Here is an 11,355-nt window from a genome sequence, read left to right as displayed (position 1 = left end):
CTTTCGAGCGGTCGCTCACTCTCAGAAAACTGACTGACCAGATCCGAAAATCCAGTCACGTTTTGCTGTGCGAGCACTGTATAACTTGTGAAGCTCCGAAGTCCGAAGACTTCGTGCGTCCGCTACCCAGCGCCCACACTTATCGGTTGTTTGGTTGTTAAAGAGCTTCGCCGCCGGCTTTGCCGCTCAGCGCGCTGCGTTGTTTGCAGCAGAGAAACGAGATTATGTAGCACTTTCTTCGTTTCGTCAACCAGGTCAGCAATCTTTTTTGCTCCGTTCGTCGCGCCAACTTCGCGCCGCCGAACCACCCGATCAACCCCGCAACCCTTGCTGCGTCTGCTTTGCAGCGCCGCGTTGTGTTGCGAGGCGGCGAATAATACGGCAGCACTACGCGCTTGGCAAGCGTTTTTTGAGAACGCCCTGACGCCCGTCGCCGGGCCCCTTAGAATCCGTTCATGCAGGACATTTCTCCCCTTCTCACAGATACACCGGCGGCGGAAGCGACGTACGCCGATGCACAGTCTCTCGCGGCGGCACTGTCGCGACCGATCGTCTTCGTGGATCTGGAAACCACCGGCGCCGATGCCCAGCACGACCGGATCACAGAAATCGGCGTGGTCGAAGTCGGCCCGGACGGGATTCTGGAATGGGACACATTGCTGGACCCCGGCACCACCATTCCCCCATTCATCCAGCGCCTGACCGGCATCACGGACGAGATGGTCCGTGGCCAGCCCACTTTCGCTTCGATCGCCGAGACCCTAGCCGAGCGTCTGCAAGGCCGCCTTTTCGTCGCTCACAACGCGCGCTTCGACTACGGGTTCCTGAAGAATGAGTTCCGGCGCGCCGGACTGACCTTCCGTGCCGATGTCCTGTGCACGGTCAGGCTCTCGCGCTCTCTGTTCCCGTCGGCGGCCAAGCACGGGCTGGATGCGATCGTCGCCCGCTTCGGCCTGGAGCCCCGCGCACGCCATCGGGCGCTGGCCGATGCCGAACTGCTCTGGCAGTTCTGGCAGAAGATCCATACGCTCTATTCCGTCGAACTCGTCGCTGCCGCCACAAAAGCGCTGATCCGGCGCGCGAGCCTGCCCGCCGGCCTCGAAGAGACGGCGCTGGATGAGGTGCCCGATACCGCGGGTGTCTATCTGTTCTATGGCGACAACGATGCGCCGCTCTATATAGGCAAGAGCGCCCATCTGAGGCAACGCATCGGCGCGCATTTTTCGGGCGATTACCGCGTCGCCACCGACATGCGCCTGGCCCGGCTCGTCCGGCGCGTGGAATGGCGCGAGACCGGCGGAGAGATCGGCGCCCTGCTGCTCGAAGCGAGCCTCGTAAGGTCCATGCAGCCCGTCCACAACCAGTTGCTGCGCCGGAACACCCGGCTGTACACGTGGGAACTCCCCCCTGAATTGCCCGTGCCACGCCTGCGCTCGGATATCGATACGGATTTCAGTCGACGCGGCCACCTGTACGGCGCATTCCCCAGCCGTGGCGCAGCGCACGGCTGGCTGCGCCGGCTGGCAGACGAGCATCGCCTCTGCCAGGCAACGCTTTCGCTGGAGAAGACGACCCGCGCGGGCAGCCCCTGCTTCGCACGCCAGATTCGCCGATGTGAGGGCGCCTGCGTCGGCGCAGAAGACTACCGCCGTCACCGCGCGAGAATCGCCACCGCCCTGGCTGGATCGGAGCTCAAACCCTGGCCCTTCAGCGGCCCCGTTGCCTGGCCTGAAGTTTCGGGAGCGCAAACCTGGTGGCATGTCGTGGAGGACTGGTGCTACCTCGGCTCGGCGCGAAGCCGGGAAGACGCCGCGGCGCTGCTTGCCGCGCCAGCGCGTTTCGAACTCGATACCTACCAGATCCTGGCTTCGCGCCTGCAGCAGTGGGGGCCCAATGTCGTGCAACTAGTGTCTACACGCTGCTTCGAGTTGACCTTTTACGAGTCTCCCGCGCATGACGATCATGCCCGCCCGACAGCGTTGCGCCAGCTGGCATCCCGAAAGCCGTCGGCCAGGCACGCGCCCACGCCGGGCCTGTTCGACGACTGACGCGCCAAAGTTCCGGGCCTCCGTGCCCCAGCGCGCATAGCGCGCTTGCAACGGCCGAATCGGCTCCGCTAGCCTTTGCTGAGGGGCCTGGCGCCCTGATTGCAGCCGCGGAGTCGCCCATGCCGGCCTCAAGTTTCCTTCTTCTCGCCCAGCGCGCGTCCAGGGCCGCGATCCTTAGCACTGCACCCGCGGCCGCCGCCGCATTGGCCATGATCCTGGCTGGCGCTTGCGCCAGCATCGAAAGCGACACGATGCGCAACCTGCTCGATTCCTGGAAGGGCGTACCGATCGATGAGGCCAAGGCACAGTGGGGGCCGCCGCAGACCGTGCAGGCGGTGCCTGGCGGTACGGCTTACGTCTGGCAAGACATTGTGCAGCCGCCCGCCAAGCCACAGGCTACAGAGACTCGCGACGCTGGCGTGGATACCCCCCGGCCTGGCCGCTGTGAACGCTGGCTGGTGGCGGGGCCCGACGACGCCGTCATGTGGGGAGACTGGCGGGGCGACGCTTGCTGCGTCACCACGCTCGTCGGGAACTGCGCCGCGCTGAAGCACCGCACCCGCCAATAAGAACTGGCGCCCGTTCAGCTTTCTGCGACCGAGCATCTCAGTCGATCCTCGCGCCCGACACCTTCACAGCCTGCCCCCAGCGCTTCTGTTCGGCCAAGATGGTGGCGGTGAACGCCTCCGGCGACTGCCAGGCGGGTTCGGCGCCCTGCAGCTCCAGCTTGGACTTGGTATCCGGGTCGGTCAGCACCGTGTGCAAAGCGTTCGACAGGCGTGCCACGATGTCCTTTGGCGTGCCCGCCGGCGCCAGCATGCCGTAGAAGCCGACCACCTCGAATCCCTTCAGGCCGCCCTCCTCCAGAGTCGGCACATCGGGCAACGCCGGCGAGCGCTGCTTCGACGTCACGCCCAGCGCGCGCACCTTGCCTGCCTTGATGTATTGCGTGAACAGCGGAATCGAATCGGCCATCATCTGCGCCTGGCCGCCCATCACGTCGGTCAATGCCGGCGCGCTGCCCTTATAAGGGATGTGCACGATGAACGTGCCAGAGGCCTGCTTGAACAACTCGGGCATCAGGTGGGAGATGCCGCCGTTGCCGCCCGACGCAAAATTCAGCTTGCCCGGGTTGGCCTTGGCATAGGCGATGAACTCCTTGAGGTTGCGGGCCGGCACGTTGTTGTTCACCACCATCACCAGCGGGATCAGCGCAGTACGCGCCACCGGCGCGAAATCCTTCGGCATGCCGTACGGCAGCTTCGGATACAGCGAATTGTTGATGGCCATCTGCCCGGTATTGGCCAGCAGCAGCGTGTAGCCGTCCGGGGCTGATTTGGCGACGTTGTCGGAGCCGATATTGCCCGCGGCGCCGGCCTTGTAGTCGAGCACGATCGACTGGCCAAGCAGCGGCTGCAGCTTCTCCGCCAGCAGGCGCGCGTGGGTATCGACCGGACCTCCCGGCGGGAACGCCACCACCAGCCGGATCGGCTTTTCGGGCCACGCCGCTTGCGCGGTCCCCGCGGCGATGGCAAGCGGTGCCACCGCCAAGGCCAGCAGCGCGCGCCGGAAGCGGTCCGGACGGGATTGCGGCTCGTTCTTCGACATCTTCATGTCTTGTTTCTCCTTGTATGAGCCATGGCGCGATCCCTTGCGGCAGCAGCCGCCACAGGCCATGGCCAGCCGCCATTGTGACGTTTTTATGACATTCATGTGGCCTTTCACAGGCATCCCCCGGACCCGGACCTTGCCGCCCGCCCATCATGATCCGAGGGCGGCCGCTTCCTTCCAGGTTCCGGTGTTTGCCAGCCAGGGCGAGTACTCACGAAGCTGCCAGCGCCATGGCAGCACATGCTCGCGAAGCACGACGGCGGCCACATGTAGTCGCACCAGCCGCTCCGCACCGGTAAGGCCCTGTAACTCAGCGCCATCCCAGATCACTTCGGCGTCGCCGCTGATATGCAGCAGGGTACCGTTGCCAAAGTCCGGCACGAGGATCCCGGCACGCGGATTGACCAGCACGTTGCCAATGGTATTGAAAAGGTTGTTGCCATTGAAATCGGGGAAGGTCAGCGTGCGCGCGTCGTCCACCCGAATAAACCCAGGCCTGCCGCCGCGGTGAGACACATCGACGCCCTCGCCGTGGGCGGCCCCGTCATCCTCGCCTCGCTTCGCCTGATAGTGACTGGCAATGAACAGCGTATCCGCACGGCTCAACAGCGCAATCGACGCCGCGTCCAGTTCGCCGCCCTGCCACGCAATTGCCGGCGGCTCCGCATGCTGTGCGGGGCCGAGGTCGCGCAACTGGATATAGCGCGGGCAATTGCCAAAGCTCTGCTCGACGGCCACGGACAGGCCACGATCATCGCGCTCGACAATCGTGCCGTTCAGGCGATTGCGGCGCCGCGTCGGCAGCTCGATGCCGAGCAATCCGATGCTTTCCCCTTCCTCCAGCCGTTGCGCGAGGGGATCGCCGGCCATGGGCAAGGCATCGATGCGCAGATGGCCCGGATCCGGCGAATAGGCGAACCCAGGCTGCCCGATCAGCAGCGTCGCCCACGGCAGCCCACCGTCATCGATCGCGCCGGCAACCACGAAGGGCAGCTGGCTGAAGAACGTCCGGTGCTGTTCTGGCATCTCGGCACGGATCATGCGCCGCCCGGCAGAGGCCATCTGCTCGCGCACGCCTGTCCGCTCCTGGGCGGCAATCTCGCCGGCATGGAAAGGTGATTGATCAGGGCGTAGGGACAGTTCCATGATGGACTCCTGGGTCGTCGAAGACTTTTCGGGCGGTGCGCTTGCTCGTGGTCAGGCGGCGAGCCCGACGCGCGACACCTGCATCGGGACAAATCCCGGCAGCGTCTCGATGCGCCGCAGCCAGGCATTGAGCGCCGGGTAGGGCGACAGGGCGACGCCGCCCTCCTCCGCCCGCGCGATATAGCTGTATGCCGCCACGTCCGCGAGCGTGGCGTGACTGGCCGCCAGGAATGGCTGATGGGCCAGGATCGGCTCCATCAGCGCGAACAGGCGGGTGGCGCGGGCGCGTGCCTCCTCGACCGGTAGCGCAACCCCAAACAGCACCGAAAGGCGCGCAGCGGCAGGGCCGGATGCAATCTCGCCAGCGGCAACCGACAGCCAGCGCTGCACCGCCGCGGCCCCCGCCGGATCATGCGGAAGCCAGTTGCCATTGTCATAGCGCGTGGCCAGGTAGACGAGGATCGCATTCGAGTCACTGACGATCGTGCCGCCATCATCGAGCACCGGCACCTGACCGAACGGATTGAGGCGCAGGAACGCCTCTCGCTTGTGCTCGCCGCCGCGCAGGTCGACGTCCACCAGCCGATATGGCAAGCCCAGTAACGAAAGCATCAGTTCCGCGCGATGCGCGTGGCCCGACAGCGGGGACCGATACAGGACCAGCTGCGTTGAGGGCGGGGGAAATGGGACGGTCGGATTTGACATGCCAGGCTCCATTGGCTGGGTAGATGGGGTTATTGTGGGAACCTGCAGGCGTGCAATAAAGACGAACAATCGTATTTGACTACTCCGATAATCGGAGTAGTGTGCCGTCATGGACAAGCTGAGAGCCATGCAGACTTTCGTGCGCATCGTCGACGACGGCAGCCTGACCGCCGCCGCCGCGTCGCTGGATTCCTCGCTGCCCGCGGTAGTGCGGACGCTGGCCGCGCTGGAGTCGGCGCTGCAGGTACGCCTCCTGAACCGCACCACGCGCCGCCTGTCGCTCACCGACGAGGGCCGGCGCTATCTCGACAGTTGCCGGCGCATCCTTGCCACCATCGACGAGGTGGAAACCGGACTGACCGAGCGCCACGTGGAGCCGACCGGTCACCTCCATTTGACAGCGCCGATGCTGTTCGGCCAGATGTATGTGGCACCCGCCGTGACCCGCTTTGCGCAGCGCTACCCGAAGGTGCAATGCCGGATGTCATTCACGGACCGCGTCGTCAACCTGCTGGAAGAGGACCTCGATGTCGGCGTGCGCATCGGTCCGCTGGCCGATTCCACGCTGGTCGCGCAGACCGTCGGCCACATCCGCCGGGTGGTCGTGGCCACGCCCGCAGTACTGCGCCGCCATGGCGTGCCCCAACATCCGGATGAACTGGCCCAGGTCGCGTGCATTCGCGTGACCGGCTCCAGCGCACATTGGTGGACCTTCCAGCAGCAAGGCAAGGAATTCCAGGTGCCGGTCGCGGGCAATCTGGAATTCAACCAGACGGCGCCCGCGGTGGCCGCGTGCGCGGCTGGCGCGGGCCTTGGCCATTTCCTGTCCTACCAGGTCGACGACCTGGTCCGGCAAGGGCAGTTGCGCATCGTGCTCGAGCGTTTTGAACTGCCCGCCTGGCCGCTCTCGCTGATCTATCCGCACGCGCGCCTGCTGCCGGCCCGCACCCGCGCATTCCTGGCCTGGATGCGCGAGGATCTCGAGCCACGCTTTCGCTGACAACCAGCGCGCGGCGGCGCGCCGTGTGCAGGGAAAGCAAGTGACGCGCGAGGCCGAAATGCAAGAAGAAGCTTGACGTCCTGGCCACCCTGCCCGTATGGTTAAAACCGAATCATAATTCGAATTATCTAAATAAAATTATGCGAGACATGACACCAGGAGGCACCTTCCCCTCTTCCGCCTTTCCGCGCGTGGAGACCCCCTCGATCCTGCAGCCCCCGCGCCAGCGCCGCGCGCGCGAAACCGAGCAGGCACTACTCGGCGCTGGACGCGAACTGCTCGCGCAGCGGGACTTTGCAGCGGTGTCCGTGGCCCAGATCGCGGCGGCGTGCCAGGTGTCGGTGGGTGCCTTTTACGGCCGCTTCCGAGACAAGATGGCCTACTTCGAAGCCCTGCGCGCCCTGGTGATCGAGGAGACCGCCGAGTCTGTCCAACGCTACCTGAGCCAGCAACGCTGGGAGGACATCCCGACGCACACGGTGCTCGAGAAGGCCATGCGCTTCCTGGTGCTCGGCGTCATTGCCAACCGTGGTGTCATCCGAGCTTCGCTGCGGCATGCATCGACTCGCCCGGAGGAATGGCTGCCCCATCGCCAGAGCGGCGACGCGGTAGTCGAGCGCATGGTGTTGCTGCTTGTGCCCCGCCTGTCCTTGCCGGCGGCCGAGGCCGAGCAGCGAGTGCGCTTTGCCATGCAAGCCGTATTCAGCATGCTCGTCAACGCGGTACTCAACGACTCGGGGCCGTTCCACCTGGATGACGAACGGCTGCCGGTCGAGATGACTCGCATGCTGACCGGCTACCTGGGCGTGGAAGTCGCGCCGGCCTGACTCCCTGATTGCAGGTGCCCGCGTGATCCCGGCCGCAGGTAATGCAGGCCGGCGATAGCCGCTATGAATTTCCATGCGCCTTGCTTGGAAGGCGCATGCCAGCTCCCTAGAATCACGCCTACACACTGGCTGGCCCGTCCGCGCATCCAGCCCTTCCTGCCGGTGCGCCGCGCTTTCGCGGAGCGCCAGCAAATCGAATATCGAGATTCTCCATGGCAACCCTCTTCCTCGTCCGGCACGGACAGGCCTCGTTCGGCGCGGCCAACTACGACTGCCTTTCCGCAACCGGCCGGCAGCAGGCGCGCTGGCTCGGCGAGTACTTCCGGGATCGGGGCCTCAGCCTCAAGCGCATCGTGGCCGGCACGCTGGTGCGCCAGCAGGACACGGCCTCTGAAATCCTGTCGGCGATGGGCATGGCGGGATCCTCGATGGCATCGCATCCGGGCCTGAACGAGTACGACGGCGAGGCGCTGTATCGCGCCTATACCGGCGGCGCCGACCACCGCGCCCACCAGAACGGCGACTACCATGACTACTGGCGCACGTTCAGGGCGGCCTATCAGGCCTGGACCCAGGACACGCTGGCCGACATGCCGGAATCCTGGGCCGAGTTCGGTGCGCGCATCAATGGCGCGCTGACGCAGGCATGCGAAGGCACCTCGCGTGAAGATGCCATCCTGGTGGTCAGTTCAGGCGGCGCCATTGGTCGGGCCGCCGCGGACCTGCTGGGCGCGCCCGCGCAAACGGCCATCGAGCTGAACCTTCAGTTCCGCAATACCGCATTCTGCGAAATCATTGTCGGCCGCGACACGCGCCGCTTGCTGAGCTTCAACAGCGTGCCGCATCTGGAATTGCCGGACCGCCGCAGCGCGCAGACGTTCGCCTGAGATCGCTGCGCGTAGCGCCGTCAACAGGTCCTGCCGGATGAAGTCCCGGAGCATCCGGGCTGGGATTGGAGCCTGGTTCCGGCGAGTGGCGCGGGCACTTTTACATGCCCGCGCCGCCGGTCCTTCTCCCTTTACTCTTTTCTGCCAGCGTCGTTGCGACGCCAGTCGGAACAGTGGCGATGCCATATGCTCTGGCAACTGCCGCTCCGGCGACTGGCGCAGGCACTTTGACATGCCCGCGCCGCCGGTCCTGCTCCCTTTACCCCTTGTCCTCCGCCGACCCGCGCGGATACCGGTTGCCCGGCGCAGCGCTTACAGACGCTCGATAATGGTGACGTTGGCCAGCCCGCCGCCTTCGCACATGGTCTGCAGGCCGTAGCGTTTGCCATGCGTATGCAGCGAATGGATCAGCGTGGTCATCAGCTTGGCGCCCGAGCCGCCCAGCGGGTGGCCCAGGGCGATGGCACCACCATGGATGTTCAGACGTTCCGGATCGGCACCGACAGCCTTGAGCCACGCGAGCGGCACCGGCGCGAACGCCTCGTTCACTTCGTACAGGTCGATGTCGTTGATGCTCATGCCGGCCTTCTTGAGCGCATGCTGCGTCGCAGGCAGCGGCGCTTCCAGCATGATCACCGGGTCATGGCCGATCACGGTCATGTGGTGCACGCGGGCCAGCGGCTTGACGCCGAGCTTCTTAAGGCCGGCTTCGTTGACCACCATCAGGCCCGCCGCGCCATCGCAGATCTGGCTGGCCGTAGCCGCGGTCACGCGGCCGCCTTCGGCGATCAGCTTGACGCTACCGATCGATTCCAGCGTGGAATCCGCGCGAATGCCTTCGTCGGCGGTATGCATCTCGCCGTTGCGGGTGCCATCGGCCAGGCGAACTTCCACCGGCACGATTTCGGCATTGAAGCGGCCCGCACGCGTCGCGGCGGCAGCACGCTGGTGGCTCAGCAGTGCGTAACGGTCCAGGTCCTCGCGCGAAAAGCCGTAGTTGCGCGCAATCATTTCCGCGCCGGTGAACTGGCTGAACTGCACACCCGGGTAACGCTGCTCGATGTTCGGGCTCTTCGGCACGCCGAAGCCGTTCTTGGCCGGCAGCTGCGACGACAGGCCCATCGGCACGCGCGTCATGCTTTCCACGCCCGCGGCAATGACGATGTCCATCGCGCCCGACATCACCGCCTGCGCGGCGAAGTGCAGCGCCTGCTGCGACGAACCGCACTGGCGGTCGACCGAGGTGCCCGGCACGCTCTCGGGCAGGCGCGAGGCCAGGATGGCGTTGCGCGCCACGTTGCCGGCCTGCTCGCCGACCTGGCTTACGCAGCCCATGATGACGTCTTCGATCAGCGCGGGATCGGCACCGGTGCGGTCGAGCAGCGCGTTGAGCACCTCCGCCGCCAGGTCGGCTGGATGCCAGCCTGCGAGCCTGCCGCCCTTGCGCCCACCCGCGGTACGTACCGCACCAACGATATATGCCTCTGCCATGTGATCTCCTTGAACGGTGCCGGCACAATGACCAGCCGTATAACCTCGATGCTCGAATTGTGCTGGCGTGATCCGGTGCGCGCGTCGTCGGAAGCGACGAACCGCGCGCCCCTGCTCAGGTCCGTGGCGCGAGCACCGCAAAAATGGCGGTGGCACGCAGCAGGCAGCGTTCCCCGCTCATCACGCGGCACGTGCCATAGCGCAGGCGCGAACCGAGCTTGTCGAACTCCACGCGCGCCTCGAGCCAGTCGCCGACACGCGCGGCGTCGAGATAATCCAGGCTCAGGTTAACCGTGACGGCGGCGTTCTTTCGCTCGGTCTCGATCTGCATCATCATGCCGATTGCGGTATCGGCCAGCGTGGCCAGCATGCCGCCGTGCGGAATGCCGAGATTGTTCAGATGATGCTTGCCGACGCGCACGGCCAGGGTGCGGCGCGGCAGATCGACATACAACTGGCCGAAGTGGCCCATGTAGCCGTCCAGCTCGCGCAACGCCACGAAACCCTCGGGCACTGCCTCTGCGGCGGCACCTGCCGCCGCATTGTCATTGGTTGCCATGGCGGCAATGTCCCCTTCCGCCATGGTTTCAGCCGAAATAACGCGAGGCGACACCGAGCTGCTCGCGGCACTCCGCCACCATCCGTGCAACCAGCTCTTCGCAGCTCGGCACATCGTCGATCAGGCCCACGCACTGGCCCGCGCTGACGATGCCGCCATCGGGTTCGCCCGCCACCAGCGCCGCCTTGCCACGCTGGCCGGTCACCAGATGCCGCACCTCTTCGAACTCTGCGCCGCCCGGACGGCGTTCGATGCTGACCACCTCGTCGGATACGGCGTTCTTCAGCACGCGTGCGGTGTTATGCATGGTCCGGAAGATCAGGTTGGTATCGCGCTCGCTGGCCGCAACCAATGCCTGCTTGATGTTGTCGTGGATGGGCGCTTCACGCGTGGCACAGAAGCGCGTGCCCATGTTCACGCCTTCGGCGCCCAGCACCAGGGCCGCCGCCATGCCACGGCCATCGGCGATGCCGCCCGACGCGATCACGGGAATCTGCAACCGGCGCGCCGCCAGCGGAATCAGCACCATGCCCGGCACGTCGTCTTCGCCGGGATGGCCCGCGCATTCGAAGCCGTCGATCGACACCGCATCGACACCGAGGCGCTCGGCCGACAGCGCATGGCGGATTGCCACGCACTTGTGGATCACCTTCAGGCCAGCGGCCTTGGCGCGCGCAATGTGTTCCTTCGGGTTGTTACCGGCCGTTTCCAGCACCTTCACGCCGCTTTCGATGATGACGTCGAGATAACGCGCATACGGCGGCGGGTTGATCGACGGCAGCAGCGTGAGGTTGACACCGAAGGGACGATCGGTCATGTCGCGGCAGCGGCGGATTTCCTCGCCCAGCGCCTCGGGCGTCGGCTGCGTCAGCGCGGTCAGGATGCCCAGGCCGCCGGCATTGGAGACGGCAGCGGCCATCTCGGCATAACCCACCCATTGCATGCCGCCCTGGATGATCGGGTAGCGGATGCCCAGCATTTCGGTGATACGTGTCTTCATGGTTGTCCTTGGTTTGGAGCCGCGGGGGCGGGGCCCGGGGGCGGGCCCCCCCCCCACGGGGCCGCGGCGGGGCGCCCCCGC

11 protein-coding genes are annotated in these 11,355 nt (G+C 65.8%); 5 read left to right on the top strand and 6 right to left on the bottom strand.

Annotation, left to right across the window (positions count from 1 at the left end; genetic code table 11):
• Nucleotides 1-455: 455 nt before the first annotated feature.
• Nucleotides 456-2,048 (top strand): exonuclease domain-containing protein, encoded by a 1,593-nt coding sequence (locus AC3FKG_RS26800; RefSeq protein ID WP_488744595.1) that lies wholly within the window; start codon nt 456-458, stop codon nt 2,046-2,048.
• A 119-nt stretch (nt 2,049-2,167) separates the two neighbouring features.
• Nucleotides 2,168-2,617 (top strand): hypothetical protein, encoded by a 450-nt coding sequence (locus AC3FKG_RS26795; protein WP_488744594.1) that lies wholly within the window; start codon nt 2,168-2,170, stop codon nt 2,615-2,617.
• 37 nt (nt 2,618-2,654) lie between these two features.
• On the opposite strand, the gene AC3FKG_RS26790 is transcribed toward AC3FKG_RS26795, so the two are convergent.
• The 3 genes from AC3FKG_RS26790 to AC3FKG_RS26780 all read right to left on the bottom strand — a co-directional run bounded on the left by AC3FKG_RS26790 (nt 2,655) and on the right by AC3FKG_RS26780 (nt 5,510).
• A complete protein-coding gene (locus AC3FKG_RS26790) occupies nt 2,655-3,662 on the bottom strand; it encodes a Bug family tripartite tricarboxylate transporter substrate binding protein (RefSeq protein ID WP_483712053.1) in 1,008 nt (335 codons plus the stop codon).
• Nucleotides 3,663-3,809: 147 nt separating this feature from the next.
• Nucleotides 3,810-4,805: a flavin-nucleotide-binding protein gene (locus AC3FKG_RS26785; RefSeq protein WP_488744593.1), complete on the bottom strand. Its 996-nt coding sequence runs from the start codon at nt 4,803-4,805 to the stop codon at nt 3,810-3,812.
• A 51-nt stretch (nt 4,806-4,856) separates the two neighbouring features.
• Nucleotides 4,857-5,510, bottom strand: coding sequence for a glutathione S-transferase family protein (locus AC3FKG_RS26780; RefSeq protein WP_483712055.1), 654 nt, complete (start codon nt 5,508-5,510; stop codon nt 4,857-4,859).
• Between the two features lie 109 nt (nt 5,511-5,619).
• On the opposite strand from AC3FKG_RS26780, the gene AC3FKG_RS26775 reads away from it, so the two are divergent.
• The 3 genes from AC3FKG_RS26775 to AC3FKG_RS26765 all read left to right on the top strand — a co-directional run bounded on the left by AC3FKG_RS26775 (nt 5,620) and on the right by AC3FKG_RS26765 (nt 8,224).
• Nucleotides 5,620-6,510 carry a LysR family transcriptional regulator gene (locus AC3FKG_RS26775; RefSeq protein WP_483712056.1) on the top strand — a complete coding sequence of 297 codons (891 nt, stop codon included), beginning with the start codon at nt 5,620-5,622 and terminating at the stop codon, nt 6,508-6,510.
• A 140-nt stretch (nt 6,511-6,650) separates the two neighbouring features.
• Nucleotides 6,651-7,337: a TetR/AcrR family transcriptional regulator gene (locus AC3FKG_RS26770; RefSeq protein WP_483712057.1), complete on the top strand. Its 687-nt coding sequence runs from the start codon at nt 6,651-6,653 to the stop codon at nt 7,335-7,337.
• A 212-nt stretch (nt 7,338-7,549) separates the two neighbouring features.
• On the top strand, nt 7,550-8,224 hold the full coding sequence (locus AC3FKG_RS26765; RefSeq protein WP_483712058.1) for a histidine phosphatase family protein: 675 nt from the start codon (nt 7,550-7,552) through the stop codon (nt 8,222-8,224).
• Between the two features lie 312 nt (nt 8,225-8,536).
• On the opposite strand, the gene AC3FKG_RS26760 is transcribed toward AC3FKG_RS26765, so the two are convergent.
• From AC3FKG_RS26760 to AC3FKG_RS26750, 3 genes are all read right to left on the bottom strand, one after another.
• On the bottom strand, nt 8,537-9,715 hold the full coding sequence (locus AC3FKG_RS26760; protein ID WP_488744592.1) for an acetyl-CoA C-acetyltransferase: 1,179 nt from the start codon (nt 9,713-9,715) through the stop codon (nt 8,537-8,539).
• 115 nt (nt 9,716-9,830) lie between these two features.
• Nucleotides 9,831-10,298 carry a PaaI family thioesterase gene (locus AC3FKG_RS26755; RefSeq protein ID WP_483712060.1) on the bottom strand — a complete coding sequence of 156 codons (468 nt, stop codon included), beginning with the start codon at nt 10,296-10,298 and terminating at the stop codon, nt 9,831-9,833.
• A 4-nt stretch (nt 10,299-10,302) separates the two neighbouring features.
• Nucleotides 10,303-11,274 (bottom strand): NAD(P)H-dependent flavin oxidoreductase, encoded by a 972-nt coding sequence (locus AC3FKG_RS26750; protein WP_483712061.1) that lies wholly within the window; start codon nt 11,272-11,274, stop codon nt 10,303-10,305.
• Nucleotides 11,275-11,355: the final 81 nt, after the last annotated feature.

The organism is Cupriavidus sp. 22TCCZM04-2, from assembly GCF_057798895.1.
Note: the sequence above shows the minus strand (reverse complement) of the source record. Positions and strands in the feature narration are given on the sequence as shown.